General features: G+C 52.2%; 22 protein-coding genes and 1 tRNA gene. 16 read left to right on the forward strand and 7 right to left on the reverse strand.

Annotation, left to right across the window (positions count from 1 at the left end; translation table 11 throughout):
- Positions 1-4 precede the first annotated feature (4 nt).
- The 6 genes from proA to L462_RS23030 all read left to right on the forward strand — a co-directional run bounded on the left by proA (position 5) and on the right by L462_RS23030 (position 5350).
- Positions 5-1258 (forward strand): glutamate-5-semialdehyde dehydrogenase, encoded by a 1254-nt coding sequence (gene proA, locus L462_RS23050; protein WP_014168771.1) that lies wholly within the window; start codon positions 5-7, stop codon positions 1256-1258.
- Between the two features lie 111 nt (positions 1259-1369).
- Positions 1370-1445 (forward strand) — tRNA-Thr (locus L462_RS23045).
- A 351-nt stretch (positions 1446-1796) separates the two neighbouring features.
- Positions 1797-1982 (forward strand): hypothetical protein, encoded by a 186-nt coding sequence (locus L462_RS25440; RefSeq protein WP_255358167.1) that lies wholly within the window; start codon positions 1797-1799, stop codon positions 1980-1982.
- 636 nt (positions 1983-2618) lie between these two features.
- Entirely contained in the window at positions 2619-3662 is a 1044-nt protein-coding gene (locus L462_RS23040; RefSeq protein ID WP_032677475.1) for a hypothetical protein, read from the forward strand.
- Complete coding sequence (locus L462_RS23035; RefSeq protein ID WP_032677476.1) at positions 3659-4204, forward strand: hypothetical protein; 546 nt, start codon at positions 3659-3661, stop codon at positions 4202-4204. Before L462_RS23040 ends, L462_RS23035 begins: the two co-directional genes overlap by 4 nt.
- Positions 4205-4336: 132 nt before the next feature.
- Positions 4337-5350 carry a restriction endonuclease gene (locus L462_RS23030; RefSeq protein WP_032677478.1) on the forward strand — a complete coding sequence of 338 codons (1014 nt, stop codon included), beginning with the start codon at positions 4337-4339 and terminating at the stop codon, positions 5348-5350.
- Positions 5351-5595: 245 nt separating this feature from the next.
- Here the strand turns inward: L462_RS23030 and L462_RS23025 are convergent, their stop codons facing one another.
- Positions 5596-6237 carry a TetR/AcrR family transcriptional regulator gene (locus tag L462_RS23025; RefSeq protein ID WP_032677479.1) on the reverse strand — a complete coding sequence of 214 codons (642 nt, stop codon included), beginning with the start codon at positions 6235-6237 and terminating at the stop codon, positions 5596-5598.
- 108 nt (positions 6238-6345) lie between these two features.
- Between L462_RS23025 and L462_RS23020 the strand changes: the two genes are divergently transcribed.
- A complete protein-coding gene (locus tag L462_RS23020) occupies positions 6346-7038 on the forward strand; it encodes a DAPG hydrolase family protein (RefSeq protein WP_020885264.1) in 693 nt (230 codons plus the stop codon).
- 184 nt (positions 7039-7222) lie between these two features.
- Here L462_RS23020 and L462_RS23015 read toward each other — a convergent pair whose 3' ends face one another.
- A complete protein-coding gene (locus tag L462_RS23015) occupies positions 7223-8611 on the reverse strand; it encodes a carbohydrate binding domain-containing protein (protein WP_254067906.1) in 1389 nt (462 codons plus the stop codon).
- Between the two features lie 87 nt (positions 8612-8698).
- Positions 8699-9463, reverse strand: coding sequence for a LecA/PA-IL family lectin (locus L462_RS23010; RefSeq protein ID WP_032677481.1), 765 nt, complete (start codon positions 9461-9463; stop codon positions 8699-8701).
- Between the two features lie 786 nt (positions 9464-10249).
- On the opposite strand from L462_RS23010, the gene L462_RS23005 reads away from it, so the two are divergent.
- A complete protein-coding gene (locus tag L462_RS23005; protein WP_032677482.1) occupies positions 10250-10609 on the forward strand; it encodes a LecA/PA-IL family lectin in 360 nt (119 codons plus the stop codon).
- A 404-nt stretch (positions 10610-11013) separates the two neighbouring features.
- Here the strand turns inward: L462_RS23005 and L462_RS23000 are convergent, their stop codons facing one another.
- Positions 11014-12228: an L-dopachrome tautomerase-related protein gene (locus L462_RS23000; RefSeq protein ID WP_032677483.1), complete on the reverse strand. Its 1215-nt coding sequence runs from the start codon at positions 12226-12228 to the stop codon at positions 11014-11016.
- Positions 12229-12296: 68 nt separating this feature from the next.
- Positions 12297-13091, reverse strand: coding sequence for an SDR family NAD(P)-dependent oxidoreductase (locus tag L462_RS22995; RefSeq protein ID WP_032677485.1), 795 nt, complete (start codon positions 13089-13091; stop codon positions 12297-12299).
- Between the two features lie 97 nt (positions 13092-13188).
- Here L462_RS22995 and L462_RS22990 point away from each other — a divergent pair, with 97 nt between their 5' ends.
- Positions 13189-14085, forward strand: a complete 897-nt coding sequence (locus tag L462_RS22990; protein WP_032677486.1) for a LysR family transcriptional regulator — start codon at positions 13189-13191, stop codon at positions 14083-14085.
- A gap of 20 nt (positions 14086-14105) precedes the next feature.
- Positions 14106-14615 (forward strand): hypothetical protein, encoded by a 510-nt coding sequence (locus L462_RS22985; RefSeq protein ID WP_032677488.1) that lies wholly within the window; start codon positions 14106-14108, stop codon positions 14613-14615.
- A 33-nt stretch (positions 14616-14648) separates the two neighbouring features.
- Here the strand turns inward: L462_RS22985 and L462_RS22980 are convergent, their stop codons facing one another.
- Together L462_RS22980 and L462_RS22975 are read right to left on the reverse strand one after the other, a co-directional pair.
- Complete coding sequence (locus tag L462_RS22980; RefSeq protein ID WP_032677489.1) at positions 14649-16433, reverse strand: diguanylate cyclase; 1785 nt, start codon at positions 16431-16433, stop codon at positions 14649-14651.
- A 120-nt stretch (positions 16434-16553) separates the two neighbouring features.
- A complete protein-coding gene (locus tag L462_RS22975) occupies positions 16554-17663 on the reverse strand; it encodes an AI-2E family transporter (RefSeq protein ID WP_020885256.1) in 1110 nt (369 codons plus the stop codon).
- A gap of 336 nt (positions 17664-17999) precedes the next feature.
- Between L462_RS22975 and mmuP the strand changes: the two genes are divergently transcribed.
- The 6 genes from mmuP to tauD all read left to right on the forward strand — a co-directional run bounded on the left by mmuP (position 18000) and on the right by tauD (position 23928).
- Positions 18000-19400: an S-methylmethionine permease gene (gene mmuP, locus L462_RS22970; RefSeq protein ID WP_025205021.1), complete on the forward strand. Its 1401-nt coding sequence runs from the start codon at positions 18000-18002 to the stop codon at positions 19398-19400.
- Positions 19387-20319: a homocysteine S-methyltransferase gene (mmuM, locus tag L462_RS22965; RefSeq protein WP_032677490.1), complete on the forward strand. Its 933-nt coding sequence runs from the start codon at positions 19387-19389 to the stop codon at positions 20317-20319. Before mmuP ends, mmuM begins: the two co-directional genes overlap by 14 nt.
- A 196-nt stretch (positions 20320-20515) precedes the next feature.
- The gene (gene tauA, locus L462_RS22960; RefSeq protein ID WP_014168800.1) at positions 20516-21478 is read left to right on the forward strand and encodes a taurine ABC transporter substrate-binding protein; all 963 of its coding nucleotides are present in this window, start codon (positions 20516-20518) and stop codon (positions 21476-21478) included.
- Between the two features lie 10 nt (positions 21479-21488).
- On the forward strand, positions 21489-22256 hold the full coding sequence (tauB, locus tag L462_RS22955) for a taurine ABC transporter ATP-binding subunit (RefSeq protein WP_032677492.1): 768 nt from the start codon (positions 21489-21491) through the stop codon (positions 22254-22256).
- Positions 22253-23080, forward strand: a complete 828-nt coding sequence (gene tauC / locus L462_RS22950) for a taurine ABC transporter permease TauC (protein ID WP_014168802.1) — start codon at positions 22253-22255, stop codon at positions 23078-23080. The genes tauB and tauC overlap by 4 nt, the downstream gene beginning before the upstream one ends.
- Positions 23077-23928 (forward strand): taurine dioxygenase, encoded by an 852-nt coding sequence (gene tauD / locus L462_RS22945; protein ID WP_032677493.1) that lies wholly within the window; start codon positions 23077-23079, stop codon positions 23926-23928. The genes tauC and tauD overlap by 4 nt, the downstream gene beginning before the upstream one ends.
- The last annotated feature ends 17 nt before the right edge of the window (positions 23929-23945 follow it).

Below are 23945 nucleotides of genomic sequence, written 5' to 3' on the forward strand. Positions count from 1 at the left end.
GAAAATGCTGGAACAAATGGGCGCAGCCGCGAAGGCCGCCTCTTACAAACTGGCGCTCCTTTCCAGCCGCGAGAAAAACCGCGTGCTGGAAAAAATCGCTGATTATCTGGAATCGCAGTCGCAGGAGATTCTGCTCGCCAACGAGCAGGATCTGCTGGAAGCGCGTCGCAATGGCCTGAGCGAAGCAATGCTCGACCGCCTGGCGCTGACCCCGGCACGTCTGAAAGGCATCGCTGACGATGTCCGCCAGGTCTGCAATCTTGCCGATCCGGTAGGTCAGGTCATTGATGGTGGGCTGCTCGACAGCGGGCTGCGCCTTGAGCGTCGTCGCGTGCCGCTGGGCGTGATTGGCGTGATCTATGAAGCCCGTCCCAACGTTACGGTTGATGTCGCTTCCCTGTGCCTGAAGACTGGCAACGCTGCCATTCTGCGTGGCGGGAAAGAGACCTGGCGTACCAACGCCGCGACCGTAAACGTTATCCAGCAGGCGCTGGAAGAGTGTGGCCTGCCGGCAGGTGCCGTACAGGCAATCGAGAGCCCGGACCGTGCGCTGGTGAACGAGATGCTGCGCATGGATAAATACATCGACATGCTGATCCCACGCGGTGGCGCGGGCCTGCACAAGCTGTGCCGTGAGCAGTCGACCATTCCTGTAATCACGGGCGGTATCGGCGTGTGCCATATCGTGGTTGATGACAGTGCCGAGATTGAACCGGCGCTGAAGATTATCGTCAATGCCAAAACCCAGCGTCCAAGCACCTGTAATACGGTTGAAACGCTGCTGGTGCATCAGGGCATCGCCAATACCTTCCTGCCTGCTCTGAGCAAACAGATGGCCGAAAGCGGCGTGACGCTGCACGCGGATGCCAACGCGCTGGCACTGCTGAAAGACGGCCCGGCGACGGTGGTACCGGTGAAAGCGGAACAGTACGACGACGAGTTTTTGTCGCTGGATTTGAATGTGAAGGTGGTTGCGAGTCTTGACGATGCCATTGCTCACATCCGTGAACATGGTACCCAGCACTCGGATGCGATTCTGACGCGTACCCTGCGCAATGCCGATCGCTTTGTGAATGAGGTGGACTCCTCCGCCGTATACGTGAATGCCTCAACCCGCTTCACCGACGGTGGCCAGTTCGGCCTGGGCGCAGAAGTTGCTGTCAGCACGCAAAAACTGCATGCAAGAGGCCCGATGGGCCTGGAAGCACTGACCACCTACAAGTGGATCGGCTTCGGTGATGATACGATTCGTGCGTAAATAATCACGGGTGATGCAAAAATAGCCGTTTGATTCAAAAGGGCATTGACGCATCACCCGGTTAGATCTAACCTTTTGCCCCGTGGTTACGCTCGTAACCGGCCTTTCAGGGCCGATATAGCTCAGTTGGTAGAGCAGCGCATTCGTAATGCGAAGGTCGTAGGTTCGACTCCTATTATCGGCACCATTCTAACGTCTCCCCAAGTCGACTAAAGTTCACCAAAATCCCTTATATCCTGCGCTTTGAAACCCTTTTAGTATCTCCACGTCTACTAAAATCCCCTGATAATCAATGGTCAGTTGGTACAAGGGTACTTGTAGTTCGGTCTTAAGTAGGTATCTCCAGGTGAAACTAAATGCCACTAAGAGAAGGCTTACAAGTTGGCTAATGGTGGTGGTTTGTATCTCATGATCCATCCTTAAGGCGGCAAATACTGGCGCTTAAAATATCATGTAGCCGGTATAGAGAAGCTGGGTTAGTCGGCAGAAGGTTTACGGCTGGATAGCCCGCGGTGAAATTGTTATTTCAGGCGATAAAGTGGATGTCGAAGCATCGCAGACTAAACAAAATTCTGCTGGTGCTGGCGAACACCAGACTGAAATGACGTGGGCGCAGGCCGCCGCATGGGTATGGGAGCATGACGGCGGGAAAGCGCTGCTGGCAGATATGGATGCTGGCCAGCGGATAGAGGCCGCAGCCGCTGAGCTGGGTTTTGATATTTAGCACGAGCCCGAAGAGCAACTGCTGATTCTCTTCCGGCCGGATGAAGAAACCCACAGCTTCTATGGCAAAGACCGTGCAGCAGGCGCTTTACGGTTTCTTCGTTCTGAGCTGGCTTACGTTGCCACAATGCACACCGATACGCTGGATGACTGGAACAAAACTGGTTTAATGTCACTCTGCCTGCTGGACGGCGAAAAACTGTAAACCCCCAGTCCCTCAAACTTGACACTTTTTCGCGAGAAACTGGGAAAAGTGTCAACCCAACCTAACGGATTCTAACGCTCACGCACAACAGCTGCTGCCAACGCGTAAAGGGCTGATGCGAAGCAGGGCAGGTGTCAGCCTGTTATGGTTTGTTATGCCTTACTATGGAAGTATCAACGTCTACCGCTTTAGAAAACTTCAGTTAAAACGAAGGTGCCATTTTTTCTTGCACTTACAGACTCGTGAAGTGCTACAGGGTATTGAGTATGCTTCCCTAATGGACTAGTTGTGAAATTGTAAAGTAAAGAAATCAACTTGAAGAATGATGCAGATACTGTATATTTGAACAGTGGTAACTGTTCAAACGATCAGTAACATAAAATTCCAAAAGACATTACATTAAGAGTTTTCGTATTCCTTTGGGTTTAACACATGGCGATTGAGCAGGCGGTTTTTACTTTTTATAGAATAAATAAAGCAGGATACTATTCCCACGGAAGTCAGCAGCCAGCTTTTGGTAGCACTGCCGAGATGCTAACTGATTTACAAGGGTGGGCCCGAACAAAAACGCTTAAACAGACGAAAACTTTTGAAGCAAATGAGGAGCGATATCCCTGCTATCTTGTCGATGCAAAAAATAGTGGGAATGACTGGGGGTTGTTGATTTGGAACGAAATTCCCACTAACGGCCAGCAAGTCCCTTCCATAAGTGAAACTATGAGGTTTGGGGCAGATCCTCAGGTGATTTTGAACGCTGTTCAGGGCGGGAGTATACCAGGCTATGCAACATACTTTTGGTTTATTCCTGATATGAATTTGTTTGCAACAGTAAGGCTTCATAATAAATTAACCTCACAATCATCCCTTCAGTATTATTTGAACTGCTTCTTAAAGCAATCTTCACGTCATGTTGATGCTGAACCAATTAGAAATGAAGATGGAAGTGTGGAAGTTCGCATAAAAGGTTATAAAAATAATCCTGCAGATAGAAATGAAGAAGAGAAACACTATATCCCTAAATTTAGTTCTGTTTTAGTTCGTAATGGTGGTAAACATGAAATCATTAGGCAGAATGCTGCTCACGTGAAAAAAATCGAACGTATAGTAGAGTTAGACCTTACTAAAAGACAAGAGCTCGAGTTATGGCAAAAAATGTTACAGGTTATACATCTTGCTCCTCAGCAAGGGCCGAATGTCACAACTAAAGTTAGATATACATTATCGCCTGACGTCACTCTACAAGACGTGAATGCAATGATTGATGACTGGGAAGCCGATCCAAGCGAAGTAAATGACTATGGCTTTTACTTTGAAGGCCAATCTAATAAGCCTTATTGGCTTAGTAAGTCTTTAGCAAGAATGGAGCATCAACTTGATCTTGAGAGAGAAAATATTGAGTTAGTTAACCTCGATTCTTTGATGCGAGAGTTGGTTAGGCACAAGAATGTTATATTAAATGGTGCAGGGTTGTTATGAGAAAATTAGAGGCTGCAGGTGTAGTAATTGGCATTATAATACTTTTTGCCACTGTAGGTATGGCTGGATACCTAGGTAGAAATGTTGCTTTTATTCTCCAGTGGCCTCTTTTTGAAGCGCTCAGAACCACTGCGTCAATCATATTTGCAGTGGTAGGTGCATGGTTTGCAATAATTTATCCAGAAAGATTAAAAAAATCTTTTCGGGGTGGAGTGTCTGAAAGCAATGGGCAAGGAATCCATCGGCTTTTCACACCTATTGTTCATTCATCAGCAATATTAGCTACTGTATTACTTGTAGGAATTGTTGCACCATTACTTAAGCAATTTAACTGGATTTTATCTCACAAAGAAGTGTTCAGAGGTATATCCTATGGGCTCCTTGTTTTTCTCACTTTGTGGCAATTGTTAACGGTGCTTTTCAGCTTAATTGGACCGGATATGGTTAAACGTAATGTGGCGCGCCAAGAAGAAGCGGAGGAAGCTGCTGCTGCAGTATTACCGCAAGCCGCTGAAAAAGATGAAAATGATAGCAAGAACTGATTCCATTAAATTTTAATGACCTTTGTGATTGAAGACACATTTGACTAGTAAGAATATCAATATCGTATTGAGTTATGTGATCTTTTGTAATATAAAAATTAAAACTATTCAATCTAGATTCGAGGAGGGGCTATGGGAGCAATATGGTTCGATAGGTATGATTTGTCTAATCATCTTCATGAGATAATAGGCCATAAATCTGGAGTTGCTGCATCAATTGAACAAATATGCGACCTTCTTTCTGGAACCGGATTTGATGATGATATAATTTCTTCCGAAAATCATGCTTTTCGTATCAGATCTGAAGATTATGATAGGCTTTACTATACGCTATTATATAAAATTGGAGCTACGGAAAGACCTCTTAATGGTATATTTGAAATTTTCAAACTCATCCGAGAAATGGAACATAAATATGGACAAAAAATTACTTCTGGAATAAATGAGATTTATCGACGACACATCGAAATTGAGACACAAAAAGCCTTAAACTCAGGTCATAAATTGTTAAGCCCCACAGGTATGATTGAAGAGGCTGGAAGAAAGTTCGGGCGAAAAGGTTTGGAGGCATTAATGCTTCTTATAGAGGCCTACGATAGTGCATTAAAACATAGCCCAAATACTTTTATGAAATTCCACCAATATAAAAATATTATTAATCTTTCAGACTTATTTGAACAGTATAAGCCGATTGCATCAGAAGGTGAATTTTTAGACCAAAGGTTTATTGATTTTCTGTCTAATAATACAAATAAGTTAGGGGAGATTCATTGGAGAAAATTCGAAGAGTTAACTGCTGAGTGCTTTAAAAGGTTTGGTTATAATATTGAGTTGGGACCTGGTAGTAATGATGATGGAGTGGATATTAGAGCTTGGAATGATAAAAAAGAAGGGGCACCTAGTTTCATCATTCAATGCAAGAGATTGAATTCAAAAACAGATAAAGTTACTGTGAAAGGATTGTATGCTGATATCCTTCATGAAGGATGTGAGTTAGGTTTTCTAGTGACATCTTCTGAGTTTAGTGTCGGTGCTCGTAACACAGTAGAGGCGCGTAGCTACCCCATAGAAGAGATTAATAAGCATAACCTTAATAGCTGGCTAAAAGAACTTAGAACTCCCGGCACCGGTATTGTTCGTGTCTAGATGTAGAAATTGTACCGATCTTATATAAATGTCCACATGCATTGCATTTACATAAGTTTTGTTGTGTATGATTTTCAAGATCATATGAAGGATTTTCTTTGGGTATTTATGGGACTTCGTTCTATATGGAAATGAAATGGGGGTACTTATGGGGGTATCTCTAAATGTGTTTCTTTGTAAATCATTATAAAACAGAAGGTTGCGCATTAAAATTGATTCCTATTATCGAATTGCCAGGTACTATGTTATTCATCACCTTGCCTGAATATAAGTAAAATAAAAGGCATACAAGAATCCAAATGTGCCTCAATATCGATTTTCTCAACGGGATCAATTAAACCAATCGCCGCCTGCCGAAGAGGTTCGGCGATACACATGGCGAGTATGACTTTGGCACTGGTATCTGCAGGTAACATCGGCAACCAGCCCTGTTTTTGCTGTCGTGTAATCCACTCAGTGAGTAATTGTTGGCCGCGCGCTATGCCATTTTCATTATATTTCTTGAGAAGATCATCTTTACCAGGAAATTCAGTATTGAGAAGACGAAACATTTTCACGGCGGTTACTGATAGCGCCTGACCACAAATCGCAGCCAGTAATTTTCTTAAGGCCGGTAAAACGTCATTCTTATCTGTCGGATCGCTCTGCAGGAGTGGGGCATAGTTATCCGTCCAGTTTCGAACCGAAAGGCCAAGCAATTCCTCCTTGTTTTTCGCAAAGCGATAGACGGTCTTTTTGGCAACGCCTGCGTGCGATGCAACCGCCTCAATTGTTGTGGCGTCATAGCCTTTATCAAAGAGCAAGGCCATCGCGCTACCAATGATTTGTTTCTTCACCTCTTCCTCAGGGACTGAGGGGCGTCCGCGTGGTTTGGTTGGTGAGGTCATCCTTGAGATTCCTTTTCGCTTGTCATACGACCATTCTATCGGTAATGTTTAGGAAACGCACTTCGTTTCCTAAATGGTGCGAACTTCCGAATGCTAATGGAGAAAAAAATGCGACAACACGATATTGCCAGGCCCTGGCTGGATTATTCGGCATTGCTTGATCCTTCTCCCATGCCGCTGGAGACAGGTATTAAACGTCTGGATGACGGGAGTCTGCTGGTCGCCGTACGCACTGATTTACATGGCTGCAAAGGGCGTATGATTAACTGGTGGTTTACCTTTTTTGAAACGACGCAGCATATAAAATGGTGGCATCCCGTTGATCATGTTGAGCATCGTGGATGGGATGCCAACTGGAAGCGTGGGGAAAGTTTTTACGGCGCAAGCATCCATGCAGTTGAATCATTAGCTGAAATCCCTCCCATTCCCGCGCGTCTTAAATTCCATCACCCTGCATCGGTATTTGGCGAAATGGCTGTCGACAAGGCAATGGCGGATGGGAGTGTCTCGGCAATCATTGCCGCAAGGATAGGCTTCGGTGAAAAAACTGAACTGGATAGTCAGGGCGACCCGCTGGACGGACAAATGCTACATGTTGTCCGGGATACGCCTTTTGGGTGTGTGCTTCGTAGCCGGTTTATTCTGGGTATGAGTAATGACGACCACGCTGAACCTGCCGATGACGTTGGATTAGCGCTTATGCGACACTGTTATACAGAGTTCACGTTCTTGTCTCGTTTCCTGCCTTCTCTGTATTACGGCGAGAAAGCGAATGATGAGAAAATTGCGCTTCCCTGGTAACACGCGGGTTTAACTGCTCAGGTAAACCTGTCGACGAGGGTAATCATGCCCACCGTGTATTACCGGGCCAGACCAACGTTATCTCAAGCGTGACGCACACTGGCTAAGCAGTGATGCCTGGTTTAACCAACGCGTAGCCAAACCGGCATCACTTCATATCTGAAATTAATTCAGCGTAACAAAATCAATCGACGGATTTTACTGTGATTCCAGTAATGCTGAAATCGTTACCATCGCCGCTGGCTTTATGGCTGAAAATTTCCAGCACATTATCGCCCTGCGCCGCCGTAAACTCACCTGACAGCGTGACCCACTCGCCTTGCACGGAAAGTGCTGTAACCGAGGTAATATCCTGGCCTGCCACCCGCAGTGACAGTTCGGGTATCACCTTGTAGTCATTATCCCTGCGAGCCTGAAGGCTGAAGCGATAGCGTTTCCCCGGCTGGAGTTCCGAATAATGTTTATAAAGCAGCACACCATTGTGTGTCCGACCTTTAACATTGGTGGTCGGAAAACGAATCATGGTCGCGCCACCTTCTGAGTAAAACTCATGCTCAGGCGTTGCCGGTCCGAACTGCCAGTGATTCAGGTGATTATTCGTAAACTTACTCTCATCCAGGAATGGTTTTGCTGGCGGCTCGGGACTGACAGGGGAAGTGTCCGGCGCAGCGGGGGGTGAGGAGGGGGGCACCGGTTTGTTGTGATGTTCCTGACACGGGCAAGGGGGCGTTTTCTCTTTGCAACGACAGTCGCTGGCGCAAGCGTCAATCAGGTTCTTAAGTACATCAGCAAGCGTATTCACCGCCCGGACAATCTCAGGGGCCTGTGCGCACAGATCGCTGCCATTACCAGGCGTCTTCGCTGGCGTTTTACCTTCCAGCGCATCTGCTTCTTCTTTTTTGTTCGCCACGCTGTCGTGTTGCGTGGCCTTACTGGCGCAAATGGTGCTTTTTAAAACCGAGGCAAAATCGGCAATGCCGGAGGTGTAGATATAATGCTCACCACCCGTACGAAGCGCCAGGCGCTTGTATTCCCGAACCATGGCTTTCTCATCATCCGGGGTGGGATAAGGTAATGAGACATGAGGCGTGCCCAGATAGGAGTGGATTTTGACACCGTACTCCAGGGCGGTGGCAATGGCATCATCGCAGGCTTTGATGCGGCCCGCATCCAGGGTCATCTCTCCGCCTTTCAGACTTTCGTCTCCCAGCACAAAAACATTCCTTTCAGCGCCGTCACGCCAGTTGTAATGACGGATAACGTCCTCCGCAGCAGGCGCCACATCTTCCTGAGCGGGGTTCCCCTCTTTGACATACTCTCTGCCTTTCAGGGCGGACGGGTTAGCACCGGCCTCGCTCGTCAGGAACTGACGGACCGTTTTATTAAATTTGGTGCCGGCAAAAACGCCTTCGATACCCAGAAAATCAGTTCGTAAATCCGAAGGGCAGGCTTTTCTGGCCTCCTCAATGGCGCTCTCAAGTTTTGCACAGAGCGCTTCCGCTTCATCCTTCATTGAAAGACTGCTGTCGATGATGAAAACCAAATCAACTTTTTTATTGTCCATAATGCTCATATCAGGGGCTCCATTAACGTTCATTTTTGTTTTCCAGTGAACCGGCAGGGAAGGCAGTGCATGGCACGTTGCCTCCCTGCGGGCGTTTCAACCGAGCACAACAAACCTGACGTCATAGCCTCCCGTATTATTGGCGTATTCAGACGCAACATTTGTATCGTTAAAAATGAATGAAATTTCGCCATCAGCAGGGACTTCCCAGTCGCTACCGCCGCTTCCGATACCGTAAATATGCTCACCCGCTTTGATCAGTAATTTCCCCGCCAGTGCTTCTGGCAGGACAAAAGTGGGATCCGGTTTTTGCGCTGACGGATGCTGGCTGTCGCCGTCAGGTCCAAAGCTGCGACCGCGGCTGTCGTACTGAGCGGTACCGGCTGCAATCAGCATCACCTTGTCCCCTTTGCTCACGGTTATGCCGGTGTGGGTCCAGTCACTGCGCGTTGCGGGAACATGACCTTTCCAGTCCGCCTTTTGAGCCGCCGCTTTCTTTTCGTCTTCAGCGATATACACAACCGCGCTGAAAGCGCCGCTGTTGTCGCGATGTGAAGAGTCACTGACCACGAGAATCAGCTCGCCGTCTTCCGGTACCGACCACTGGTAAACACCACTGCCAATGTCATAGCTTTTTCCGGATGCACTGAATCGGGCTTTCAGCACCTTATCGTTCCGTAAGACAAAGCCCTCTTTTAGCCTGCCGTATGGCGATGCCAGGGCGTAGTCTTCCTTACCGTATTTAATCCATCCTTCCGCAATAATACTGATTTTTTGCCCGGCTTTTAGTTTAAGTCCGGTATTAATGCCCGTGTCAGCAGTTGCGTCAATATTGCCCGACCATGCAGGTGAAACAGTCATATAATTCTCCGTAATCGTGACAGCGTAGAGCGTCCAGCTTGTCACTGGTATGAGGTAATAAATAGCCTATAGATAATGTTTTTTGTTACTAAGGGGTACGGTATTCACAATCAGAATATAAACAGATATGCCACTCAGCAAATAATATTCTGGAAATGATGCTGATGATTTCTGTCCGTCTCCCGTCTGCTGCAGTTCTGCGAATTAAATATTAGGATTAATCTCATGCTGTGTTTTGTTACTCCAGAGCGGTAATGCGTGCGCGTGAGAGGTATATGTTGAAACCAAAAAAGTAATACACAGGGTAACTAAGTGGATATTTGTTAACCCATTCCTTTTTCGTCGGGGAGGCGTGAAATTAAGTGGAGAGGTAGATGTTTTTTATTGGACGGATATCACGGCAGGCGGTGCTGTAATGCGCCCTCTCACTGCTTTGTGTACCTATTATTACCGCCATTCGGGTATGGTAATTAATTTACTAAAGGTATAATTACAGTCATGATTAAAAGTGCGATTACTCCTATAGTTAACATTAAAATAAACTAAAAATCAGTGGCTTAGTTGTGTTCTGTGTCGGTGTATTTATATAAATCGCAGCGTAAAAAAAGAAATCGAATTATTCTTGCGACATAAGCTTGGTAAAGATAAATATATTCATATGCATCCATGATGAAACGTTATGAATACTTAGTGTGATGTCTGTCACATGCAGGGGAGTTTTGTCTTTGATTGATGCAAAGCACGCATCAAATGTAATGTTAATGAAGTTTGATAAAGGAGAATAGCATGACGTCTAAGCCAGAATGGTCCGGAGAAGTTCCTGCAAATATTCCTGCCGGTATTAATACAGGCCTGCAACTGAATGCCGGTGATGAGATAACGATAATGGCCTCTGGCTGGATTAAATACGGTAAAGAAGAATTTGCGCTGGCGGTGCCGGATGGCAGGGTGAAAGAAGGGCTCATTACCTGCAATGATAAGGTGCTCAAGGCGAGATTTGATACCCTTGGCAAAGGTTATGATATAGGCGGTGGAGTATATAAATGGGCGGCTCCCCAGAGCGGTATCCTGCATCTGTATATTGCCGATACAGAGGCTGGATACTCTGATAATACCGGCAGTTTCAGCGTCAATGTATACCGGTAAGAACGGGTCGTTTCGGATACAGCGATTTCAGCCCTATTGATATGGCGGCAGGGATTATGTCCGGCGTTCTCAAACCGATATCTTATTCATTCCAATATTATTCGCAGAAGTCAGCAGATGATAAGAAGACTAATCAACAATATTCTCTGGTACTCTACCGGGTGGGTGTTTTTTGGCCTGATAGTGCTCAGTGGAATCGCAGGGGGACTGGCGGCTTCAGTCCTGCATTTTACTACAACGGATGCATTCCTGGCCGCATTTTGCCTTTTTCTGTTGCTGTCATTGCCCGTTTGCTTCTGGCTGCACCGGTTATCTCGTATACACCGTCGTCAGTAATGTACACGCCCACAAGGAGAGTCCCTGTGAGCGTGTAGTGTTTCCAGTGCTGAGCATGCGCAGTCGCGTTACTGGTGCTTAACCTGCAACGCCTTCAGGGGTAAACGCCATACGTCATAGCGCTCCTGGCCAGGTTTGACCGCGCCAGCAAAATGGTCGTTCAGGCTGCTGGAGGTAAAGATCAGATCCCCGTCCGGATTGATGGCCGGCGTGTCCGGCCAGTGTACGCCGTCGTTTGACGCCATCAGGGTCATTGAGCCGCTCTTCGGTTCATACCTGACAATACCGTTGTGTGTCACATCGGTGATATAGAGGTTGCCTTTGGCATCGGTCACGATACCGTCGGTATTGCCTCCCACCGATCCAAGATCCCGGATCTGCGCCGCAATCTGCGCATCGTCAGCACCAGGCTTTCGCAGAATGTCAGTCGGTACCGCAAACGCATGGGTCCCTGTCGTCACCGTCCAGTAGAGCGTGCCGGTATCCGGAGACAGCGCAATACCGTTGATGCCAATCAGTAATGGATGACCTGGCCAGACTTCAGCCCCGTGCGAGACGACTTTCACACCCGGCTCAATCTGCAGGTCTGGATGACGGTCGAGCACGCGTCGGGCAGTGCCGGTTGCGAAATCGGCGATGATAAGACCGACGCGGTTCTCAGGCGCACTGCGCGAGCCGCTGTCGGAGATGTAGGCGACACGGCGCGTCTCATCAACAACCACATCATTGAGGAAGCTCGCCTTGCGGTCTGCCACGCCATCCAGTGGAATGCGTTTGATTGTGCGGCCGGTATTCAGATCCAGCACCATCAGTTTCTGCGAACCCATGGGGGATTCCGCTTCTCCCGCGACGAACCCCATATCCAGGGCCCACAGCCAGCCATTCTTACGGTCAATATAGAAGCCAAGCACGTTACGCAGGTTTTGGTCGGGAGCGGTTTCCACCGCATTCCCCTCGCGGGACGGAAATGCCGTGAGGCGCGCCGGTCCGGTCTGCACGGTCATATCAAGAATACTTAACGTCGCGGGTGCACCGGCTGAAACCAGTCGAGGGGTGCTGACAAAGGCTCTTCCCTTTGCATCGAAGTGGATGCCTGCGATGGGCGCGTTAACCGAGCCGGAAAACGGCGTCGGCGTATCCCCCTTCTCAGGCGTATTCCAGGTTACGCCGGTATAGCTGCGCCAGCGCTCAAGAGGGGCCTGGTTCGCTGCGCTGGCTACGCTCGCAAAAGAGAACAACATTGCCATCGCGATGGCGGACATATTACGGGTACGTTTGAACATTTCTATGCTCCGGTAAATAGGGGAAAGCAGGGGACACTGATTCCCCTCAGGTCATGACGGCTGCTGCATTAAAGAATGGAGCGGAAGGTGCCGCCTTCGACGCGCACCGCGGCACCGTTAGAGGCAGCGCCCAGCGGGCTTGCCAGCAGCGCGACCATCGCGGCTATCTCATCAGCATCGATCATTCGCGCGATAAGAGAGCTGGGACGGTAGGTCTGGAAGAAATTCGCTTCGATCTCCTGGTCGGTCATACCCGGTGCAGGTGCGGTCTGGCGCAGGTATTCGATAATGCCGTCGGAGCGGGTCGCTGAAGGCAGTACGCTGTTGACCGTAACGCCCGTCCCCTTCGTGAGTTCGGCCATACCGCGCGAAACGGCGAGTTGCGCCGACTTACTGACGCCGTAATGCACCATGTCTGGCGGCGTGAACGCGCCGACTTCGCTCGACATAAATATCACCCGGCCCCAGTTGCGTTCCAGCATGCGCGGGAAGTAATGCTGTGACAGGCGAACGCCGGACATGACATTGATGTTGAACATGTTCAGCCACTCATCATCGGTGATGTCGGCGAAGTCTCGGGCTTCGTAAAAGCCCAGGTTGTTGATGAGAATATCGGTGTCAGGGCAGGCCGCGATCAGGGCTTTTGCCCCCTCAGCGCTTGCCAGGTCGGCAACGATGGCGGTGACCTGCGCCTGAGGCTGAGCGGCGGTAATGTCTGCCACGGCGTTTTGCAATTTCGCGTGGTCACGACCAGTAATGGTGACGGCCACGCCTTCGCGCGCCAGCGTGCGGGCGATGGCCAGACCAATCCCCGCGGTTGCGCCAGTAACGAGTGCTGTCTTACCGGTGAGTTGAAGATCCATGATTTTACCCTCTGGTGATGAATGCGCACACTTTACTCATCGCCCAACTGGAGATAAATTAGCGGAATTGAAAAACATTTGTTCCTGAAAGAGCATAATGAGCAGAAAATTCGATTATCTTGGCGATGTTGAGGTCTTCATCGCTGTCGTTGAACACGGCTCATTTACTGCTGCTGCCGTCGCCCTGTCCACCACGCCCTCGGTGTTGAGTCGTGCGGTTTCTCGCCTCGAGACGCGTCTGGGACGACAGCTTTTACAGAGAACCACCCGTCGGGTAGGCCTGACCGAGGCAGGGAGAGTCTATCTGGAGCAGGCGCGCTCTGCTTTTTCCCTGCTGGATGAAGCCGAACGTGATGGGCAGGGCCAGGAAGGCGACCTGACCGGACGCGTGCGCATGAGTGTACCGACTACCTACGGTCACTATCGCCTGCCGCCCTTGCTGGCGCGATTCTCCCAACACTACCCGCGCGTTCAGGTGGATCTGAACATCACCAACCGCAACGTCGACCTGATTGCTGAAGGGTTCGATCTGGCGATTCGTTTGGGTCAGATGCCCGACAGTGGTTTAGTCGCGCGTAAACTGGAGGATGCCGCTTTGCTGCTGGTCGCATCACCCGCGTACCTTCACAGGATGGGGACTCCGCAAACGCTGGATGATTTGCACCGACACATGTGTCTGCCGTTTATTTTGCCGCGCACCGGTCGCATCGCTCCGTGGGTGTTTCGGGAAGACGAACGCGATGTGGACTGGCTACCCGCTTCAACTATCGAAACGTCGGATGATGTGCTGGGCGTCGTCTCCCTGGCTGAACACGGTATGGGGATTTGCCAGAGCTATGAGTTTATCGTTCGGGACAGGATACAGCGCGGTCAGCTGGTGGAGGTGCTTCCTCACCTTCGCGGACGCTCGCGGCCGTTCTCGGTGATCTTCGCGCCACACCGGCGCCAGTCCGCTGCCACCCGCGCGATGATTGATCTCCTGACCACGCAATAACGACAAGGGAAGGGTGCAATATGAAAAAAACGTCTTATTCGTTTTTGATTCCAGCGATTGTTGGGGTATTGACGCTGGTAATTTGTTTTATTACCTGGCGCGTAGAAATTTACCGTGTGACATTTATTAACGCTCTCGCAATGCAATACATCGCGACCGGCTCATTGCTCTTGTCGCTGGTTTTGATGGTCATTTTTATCTGGAAGGGACGGTTGAAAGGTTGGCCGTTTTCTGAGCGTCTAAAAGTGTTCATTGGCACCTTTATTATCAGCATGCCTCTCGCCATTTTCGTCGTCTTTACGGCGGTTTATTTACTGGATGGGAAAGTGTCGTCCTGGAGTGCTCCTTACAAATATAAATCTGTAGGCAGATATAATTGTGAAGGGGCTGAAGTATATGAACCTGAACTGAAAGAGAAGATACGTATTTGTCACCCGATGGGCGACTATCAACTCGATAACACCTTATATGTTGAAAAACGCAGTAATGCGCTGGGTATCGTGGTGCTTTGGGCTATCACGCGCTCATGAACAGGGGAAAGCATCAGTGGCGCAACATGACGTCTAGCCCGCCTCCAGCATCCCAAAACTTACAATCCGCGATCGGCCCAGTTCTTTAGCCCGGTACAACGCCACATCGGCTGCACGCAGCAGGTTGTCACTCTGGGCGTGCTGCGGATAGCTGGCGATACCAATCGAAACATCGACTGGCCCAATCTCCGTGAGTCCATAACGTAGCGACAACCCTTGTACGCCGTTGTAAATCTGTTGAGCACAGTCATGCGCTTCTTCTTCATCAGCACCGGAAAGCAGTACTAAAAACTCCTCCCCGCCGTAGCGGAAAGCCATTCCGTTGTCATGGGTAGCCCGCTGAACAATCGTCGCTACGCTTTTAATAACCTGATCACCCGCTTCATGGCCAAACCGGTCATTAATGCTCTTGAAGTGATCGATATCGATCATCATGCAACTCAGGGGTTCGCCGTTACGAATGGCCTGTGTCATTTGGGTATGAAGCGTATCTTCCAGATGATGGCGATTACGCAAGCCGGTCAGCGGGTCGAACAATGCTTTTTCAAGCAACGCATCGCGTAGCCGCTGGTTTGCCAGCGCCAGACCGAGCGCTTCGGCCATCAGTTCGAGATAAGCACGGGCAGGGGCATTTTCCGCGGTGATATTCTGGAATGAGAGCAGACCAATGGCCTCGCCCTGGGCAATAAGCGGCACGCACAGCGAACGATACGCCAGTGATTCCGGCAGATGATAGCAGGCGATATCCGGCTTACCGCTGAACGGGGGATGGCTCTGACCACGCCTTACTGCCCAGCATTCGTCAGGATGAAACGTCATCTCCTCTCCCGTGGGGGAGAGCCACTGGGCAACGCAGCGCATCTGCCAGGGATCGCGGTCAAGGACATAGAGCCGGCCAGGGACCCCCGGGGCGATATTGGGGGCAAACAGCTCCGCCACGTTGATAACATCGGTAAAGTTCTCACCCCCTTGCAGCCGCTGCGTCATGCGGGCCAGCAGTTCGCGGACAGCCCAGTCGGCGTCGCGCTCTTTTTCCAGCCGTTGCCGGGCAAGGCCGTTTTCACGAAAAATACGGATCGCCTGCGCCATATCGCCAATCTCATCAATCTGATTAAAATTCGGCGTTTCGACGGCGTAATCCTGCGACGCCAGACGGTGTACCACGTCGCTCAGACGCACCACGGGGCGCAGCACGCGACGTTTCAGGATAAAGCCCAGGACAAACAGAAACAACAGGGCGGTCAGGCCAACCATCAGTTCAGAGGCCGTACGCAGCGCTTTCGATTTTTTGGTGGCATCCTGCACGGACGCAATCACCCGCTTGTCGAGGATCTGGCGAAAGTGATCAATCTGGTTTTGTGCGCGTTCCAGCGCCTGCTCATAGGGGGCACCATAAAGCAGGGCAATGGCCTGAGCATCTTCTCCCCGCTCTGTACTGGTCAGGGCCGTCTGCTGTTCATCCTGTAGCTCATCGATAATCTTGAGACCTTCCCGCAGCAGGGCCAGCTCCTCATCGGACGCGCCGTTATCGCGCAGTTTATCCAGCCTCAGCTCGACATTTTTCAGGTTGTTCTCTGACTGGCTGTATTGTCTGAGGGTTTGCGGATCTTTTTTTATTACGTACAGGCGGGCTAAATCGGACTGCGCCCAGGCGTCGGTTTCAATATCCTCCGTCAGCTCATCAAAGCGCTGCCGCTGTTCAACGGCGTGACGTTCCACGGTGTCGGCATTGGATGCCATCAGCATGATGATGCCTGAGACAAGGGTCAGGCAGACCGTGGCACCATAGGCCCAGTTAGTTATCGTTGCGATTCGCACCTGTGGATCCTTTTACGACATGAGAAGGATGGCGTTCTTTCAAATTATAGAAAACGTTTGATTTAAGGCGAAAAAAAAGGCGGCGCAGTGCCGCCTGGTGTGGTCTTTATCGTCATATCATCACAAATCTGGAGGGTTTTTTCCTTCCTCGATGAAATCTGCATCCAGCTCTTCGGCGTTACCCGCGTGATCGCGACCGGAGAACAGGTTCCAGCAGGCGATGAACAGCGCGGCGATCAGCGGCCCAATCACAAAGCCGTTAATGCCGTACAGCTCCATCCCGCCAAGGGTTGAGATGAGGATCAGGTAGTCCGGCATTTTGGTGTCTTTCCCCACCAGCAATGGACGCAGGATGTTGTCCACCAGCCCGACAATGATGACGAAGAAGCCAACGATAAAGAGACCCTGCCAGAGCTGATGCGTGGCGAACAGGAAGATGGCGGCCGGCACCCAGACAATGGCCGAGCCGACGGCCGGAACCAGCGAAAGGAACGCCATCAGCGCGCCCCAGAGTACGCTACCGTCAATGCCAGCGATGGCAAATGCAATCCCGCCGAGCGTGCCCTGAACCACCGCCACTACCGCTGTACCTTTTACCGTTGCCCGCGAGACGCCGACGAATTTGGCGAACAGATGCTGTTTGGCAAAATCAGACAGAGGAAGCGAATCAAGGATCTGGCGTACCAGATACGGACCATCTTTCAGCAGGAAGAACAGCAGATAAAGCATGATGCCGAAGCTGATCGCAAAGCCAAACGTCCCTTTACCAATCAGAAACGCGCTGCCGGCCAGATACTGTCCGCCCTGCAGGGCCACATCGGAGAGTTTTTTCTGGATCTGCGCCGCGTTCGTCAGGTTGTGGTCCGCAAGGAAGCCGCTGGCCCAGCCTGGCAGGTGGTTAAAGATGCTCGCCACCACTTCCGGGAATTGGGTATTGTTCGCTTGCAGCTTGGTGTACACCACGTTCAGTTCAATGGCGAGCGATGAAAAGATCACCATCAACGGGATAAAGACGATGAGGCAGATAATGCCGATGGTTAACAGCGAAGCCAGTCCGTTGCGATCGCCCATCGCCGCGCGCAGCTTGTTTTTTACCGGGTTAAAGATAACGGTAAGAATGGCGGCCCATAAAATCGCGGAGAAGTAGGGGGAGAGCACGTCGAAGAAAGCCCAGGTGACAAGGGCGAGTATGAAGATAAAGAAACCTTTGGTCAGTCCGTTAAAGCGCATCAGTTGATCCTGTAACGATGAAACTGTGTCGACTATAGAACTGATTGAGGGATTTACCAAGAATTGCGCCACTGTAAAATCCCGCGTATGAACCCGCTCCTTACGGATACCACTTTCGACTGACCGAAGAACGCCAGGGTCCGCGCCATGCTGTAAGTATCTGCTTGCGGAGGTGCTTATGGCCTGGCGTCCGTTCCTGTATGTGATCCTCACAACCCACCCCAGACTCAGCGCGCGGCGCGCCCGATTACGTCTGGTCATCTAGCTTTTTCTTAACAATCGCGGTATAACACACCTTCTTTGGATGTTTAGATGTCCATACGTATAGAAGGTAATATGCAAACACAACAAGAAAATGGGCAGCTTAAGCGCACCATGAAAACACGCCACCTGATTATGCTCTCGCTGGGTGGGGTCATTGGGACAGGGCTATTTTTCAATACTGGTTATATCATTTCAACGACCGGGGCTGCGGGAACGCTGCTGGCGTACCTGATTGGCGCGCTGGTGGTCTGGCTGGTGATGCAGTGTCTGGGCGAACTTTCCGTTGCGATGCCGGAAACCGGCGCGTTTCACGTCTATGCCGCCCGCTATCTTGGCCCGGCAACAGGCTATACCGTGGCGTGGCTTTACTGGCTTACCTGGACGGTGGCGCTCGGGTCGAGCTTTACCGCCGCCGGGTTCTGTATGCAGTACTGGTTCCCGCAGGTGCCCGTCTGGACGTGGTGCGTGGTGTTCTGCGTGGTGATCTTCGGCCTTAACGTCATCTCCACGCGCTTCTTTGCCGAAGGCGAGTTCTGGTTCTCGCTGGTGAAAGTCATCACCATAATTGCCTTTATTATTCTTGGCGGCGCTGCGGTGTTTGGCTTTATCCCGATGCAGGACGGTTCTCCCGCGCCGGGCTTAACCAACCTTACCGCCGAAGGCTGGTTCCCGCACGGCGGCCTGCCCATCCTGATGACCATGGTCGCGGTGAACTTCGCCTTCTCCGGGACAGAGCTTATCGGTATCGCGGCGGGTGAGACGGAAAACCCGCACAAGGTGATTCCGGTTGCCATTCGTACCACCATTGCCCGGCTGATCATCTTCTTTATTGGTACCGTGTTTGTGCTGGCCGCGCTGATCCCGATGCATCAGGCGGGCGTGGAAAAAAGTCCGTTTGTACTGGTGTTCGAAAAGGTCGGTATTCCGTACGCGGCTGATATTTTTAACTTCGTGATCCTGACGGCCATCCTGTCGGCGGCGAACTCGGGCCTGTACGCTTCTGGCCGCATGCTCTGGTCACTCTCGAATGAAAAAACGCTGCCGCGTTGCTTTGCGCGCGTTAATAAAAACGGCGTACCCATGACGGCGATTTCTGTTTCAATGCTTGGCGGCGTACTGGCGCTGTTCTCAAGCGTGGTGGCACCGGACACGGTGTTTGTCGCACTGTCCGCCATCTCAGGCTTTGCTGTGGTGGCGGTCTGGATCAGCATCTGCGCGTCGCATTTTGTCTTCCGTCGTCGCCATCTTCAGTCTGGTCAGCCGCTTTCCGCTCTGCAGTATCGCGCGCCGTGGTATCCGCTGGTGCCGGTGCTTGGCTTTATCCTCTGTGTGGTGGCCTGTGTTGGTCTGGCGTTTGACCCGAGTCAGCGTATTGCCCTTTATTGCGGGCTTCCGTTTGTTGCCCTGTGTTATGGTGCCTACTACCTGACCCGAAACATGACATCGCAGGAGCCTGAACATGTCGCAGAATAATCCGCTTACCGTCATCCTTGAAAAACAGCCATTTGTGGTGCTGGATGGCGCGATGGCGACGGAACTGGAAGCGCGCGGTTGTAATCTTGCAGACAGCCTGTGGTCTGCCAAAGTGCTGGTTGAAAACCCGGATCTTATCCGCGACGTTCATCTGGACTACTACCGGGCGGGCGCGCAGGTGGCGATCACCGCCAGCTATCAGGCCACGCCTGCGGGGTTTGCCGCACGAGGCCTGGATGAGGCGCAATCCCGCGCGCTGATTGGCAAAAGCGTGGAGCTGGCGCGTAAGGCGCGCGAAGCGTATCTCGCGGAAAACCCTCATGCAGGCACGCTGCTGGTCGCGGGATCGGTTGGGCCGTATGGTGCATACCTGGCGGATGGTTCTGAGTATCGCGGTGACTACGTGCGAAGCGCAGAAGCGTTTACCGATTTCCATCGCCCGCGCGTGGAAGCGCTGCTGGATGCCGGGGCAGATCTGCTGGCCTGCGAAACGCTGCCATCCTTTGCTGAAATCAAGGCGCTGGCGGCGCTTCTTGCCGAGTATCCCCGGGCCCGGGGATGGTTCTCGTTTACCCTGCGTGACAGCGAGCACCTCAGCGACGGCACGCCGCTGCGCGAGGTGATTTCTGCGCTGGAACGCTATCCGCAAATTGTGGCGCTGGGGATCAACTGTATCGCGCTGGAAAATACCACCGCGGCACTGAAACATCTTCACAGCCTTACCGCACTGCCGCTGGTGGTCTACCCGAATTCGGGGGAGCATTATGACGCCGTGACCAAAACCTGGCATCACCATGGCGAAGCCTGCGAAACGCTGGCGGGCTATTTACCCCAGTGGCTGGCGGCCGGGGCGAAGTTGATTGGGGGATGTTGCCGGACCACGCCGAAAGATATTGCGGAGCTAAAGGCGCAGCGCTGATGCCGTGTGTCGTCTGATGCATTCACCTCATCCCTCTCCCGTCGGGAGAGGGAGCCAGAATAAACCTCACAAAATTCACTATCCTTTGCCACTTTTTTTCTAAAAACGAATCGGAATTAACGATTCTTTTTTATTCCTTTATCAAAATTCCTGCGCCGGAAATACTGCCCTCATAACAACAAGGGGAGCAGTCACAATGGCAATTTCATCGCGAATTACACTTCTCGGCGCGCTGGCGCTGTGGGCATTTCAGGCACAGGCGGTAGACGTTACCGTCGCGTATCAAACCTCTGCGGAACCGGCAAAAGTTGCGCAGGCGGATAACACTTTCGCCAAAGAAAGCGGCGCGAAGGTGGACTGGCGTAAATTCGACAGCGGGGCGGCCGTCGTGCGCGCATTAGCGTCCGGCGATGTGCAGATTGGCAATATCGGTTCCAGTCCGCTGGCGGTGGCTGCCAGCCAGCAGGTGCCTGTTGAGGTTTTCCTGCTGGCGTCACAGCTCGGGAACTCTGAAGCCCTGGTCGTGAAGAAAAACATCACCCGGCCGGAAGATCTGATTGGCAAGCGCATCGCCGTGCCGTTTATCTCCACCACCCATTACAGCCTGCTGGCGGCACTCAAACACTGGGGCATCAAGCCGGGCCAGGTGCAGATCATCAACCTGCAGCCACCCGCAATTATTGCCGCCTGGCAGCGTGGGGATATCGACGGCGCTTACGTCTGGGCACCTGCCGTGAATGAGCTGGAAAAAGACGGCACCGTGCTGACCGATTCCGAACAGGTGGGGCAGTGGGGGGCGCCGACGCTTGACGTGTGGGTCGTGCGTAAAGACTTCGCGGAGAAACACCCTGACGTGGTGAAGGCGTTTGCTAAAAGCGCCATTGACGCCCAACAGCCTTATCTCAGCAACCCCGATGCGTGGCTGAAAGAGACGGGCAATCTGGAAAAACTGTCGCGCCTGAGCGGCGTTCCGGAAGCGGACGTGCCGGGGCTGGTGAAAGGCAATACCTATCTCACGCCTGCACAACAGGTCCAGCAGCTCAATGGGCCGGTCAATAAAGCGATTGTCGATACCGCAACGTTTCTGAAAGAGCAGGGCAAAGTGCCTGCGGTGGCGACAGATTACAGCCAGTACGTGACCGATCGCTTTGTGAAATAAGGGGGAAGCGATGCTGAATATTACAAATCTGTCTGCTGATTACGGCGGTAAACCCGTGCTGGAGGAGATCAACCTGACGCTGGACAGCGGTGAATTGCTGGTCGTGCTGGGTCCGTCCGGGTGCGGCAAAACCACGCTGCTGAATCTGATCGCCGGGTTTGTACCGTATCAGCATGGCACCATCCAGCTGGAAGGGAAACGGGTAGAGGGTCCGGGGGCAGAGCGCGGCGTGGTCTTTCAGAGTGAAGGGCTGCTTCCGTGGCGCAACGTGCAGGAAAACGTCGCCTTCGGCCTGCAGCTTGCGGGGATTCACCGTGAACAACGGCTGGCGACCGCGCGTGAGATGCTAAAAAAGGTGGGGCTGGAGGGCGCTGAAAAACGTTTTATCTGGCAGCTTTCCGGTGGCCAGCGTCAACGGGTCGGGATTGCCCGCGCGCTGGCGGCAAACCCACAGCTGTTGCTGCTGGATGAGCCGTTTGGTGCGCTGGACGCCTTTACCCGTGAGCAGATGCAAACGCTGCTTTTGCGCCTGTGGCACGAAACGGGCAAGCAGGTACTGCTGATTACCCACGATATCGAAGAGGCGGTGTTTATGGCGACCGAACTGGTGTTGCTTTCGCCGGGGCCGGGTCGTGTGCTGGAGCGGTTGCCGCTCAGCTTTGCCCGTCGCTATGTGGCCGGTGAACCGGTCCGCAGTATCAAATCCGATCCGCTGTTTATTGAACAGCGCGAATATGTTTTAAGCCGCGTATTTGAACAACGGGAGGCATTCTCATGAGCATTGTCTTCAGTGAAAAAACGCGCCGCCCTCGTCTCGCGTTACGCTGGCCGTTCTCTCGCCAGATCACGCTGAGTGCGGGCACGTTGCTGGTATTGCTCGCGGTCTGGTGGGCGGTGGCAGCGCAACAGTGGGTTAGCCCGTTGTTCCTTCCGCCACCGGGACAGGTGCTGGCGAAACTCATCACTATCGCCGGGCCGCAGGGTTTTATGGATGCCACGCTCTGGCAGCATTTAGGTGCCAGTCTGGCGCGTATTCTGGTGGCGCTGCTGGCGGCGGTAGTGATTGGCATCCCGGTGGGTATCGCGATGGGGCTGAGCCCTACGGTGCGCGGTATTCTCGACCCGCTGATTGAGCTTTACCGTCCGGTTCCACCGCTGGCCTATCTGCCGCTGATGGTTATCTGGTTTGGCATCGGGGAAACCTCGAAAATTTTGCTGATTTATCTGGCGATTTTTGCCCCGGTTGCTATGTCGGCACTGGCTGGGGTGAAGAGTGCACAGCAGGTGCGGATCCGCGCGGCGCAGTCGCTTGGTGCCAGCCGTCTTCAGGTGCTGCTGTTTGTGATTTTACCGGGCGCGCTGCCGGAGATTTTAACCGGGTTGCGCATTGGCCTTGGGGTGGGCTGGTCAACGCTGGTGGCGGCTGAGCTGATCGCCGCCACGCGCGGATTAGGGTTTATGGTGCAGTCGGCGGGAGAGTTTCTGGCGACTGACGTCGTGCTGGCAGGGATCGCGGTGATCGCCGTGATCGCCTTTGGATTAGAACTGGGGCTGCGCGCGCTACAGCGACGTCTGACGCCCTGGCATGGAGAAATACAATGAGTGAACGTCTGACCATCACCCCGCTGGGGCCATACATTGGTGCGCAGGTCTCCGGCCTGGACGTGACCCGTCCACTGAGCGATAACCAGTTCGAGCAGTTGTACCACGCGGTGCTGCGCCATCAGGTGGTGTTCCTGCGCGAACAGGCGATCACCCCGCAGCAGCAGCGCGCGCTGGCCCTGCGCTTCGGCGATCTGCATATTCACCCGGTCTATCCCCATGCGGAAGGCGTGGAGGAGATCATCGTGCTGGATACCCATAACGATAATCCGCCGGACAACGACAACTGGCACACCGACGTGACGTTTATCGAAACGCCACCTGCCGGGGCGATACTGGCGGCGAAGCTGTTGCCGGACACCGGTGGAGATACGCTGTGGGCCAGCGGTATCGCCGCCTTCGAGGCGCTGTCCGTGCCCTTCCGGACGCTGCTGAGCGGGTTGCGGGCCGAACATGACTTCAAAAAATCCTTCCAGGAGTACAAGTACCGGAAAAGCGAAGAGGAACATCTGCGCTGGCAGGACGCGGTCGCGAAACATCCGCCGCTGCTGCATCCGGTGGTGCGTACGCACCCGGTGACCGGTAAGCAGGCGTTATATGTGAACGAAGGCTTTACGACGCGGATCGTAGACGTGACGGAAAAAGAGAGCGATGCGCTGTTAAGCTTCCTGTTTGCCCATATCACCAGGCCGGAATTTCAGGTGCGCTGGCGCTGGCAGGAGAACGATCTGGCGATCTGGGACAATCGCGTGACGCAACACTATGCGAACGCGGATTATCTGCCGCAGCGTCGGATTATGCAGCGGGCGACGATTTTAGGGGATAAACCGTTTTACCGTGCGGGCTGATGCCTTCACCTGACCCT

The organism is Enterobacter sp. BIDMC 26, from assembly GCF_000534435.1.
Taxonomy (GTDB): domain Bacteria; phylum Pseudomonadota; class Gammaproteobacteria; order Enterobacterales; family Enterobacteriaceae; genus Enterobacter; species Enterobacter ludwigii.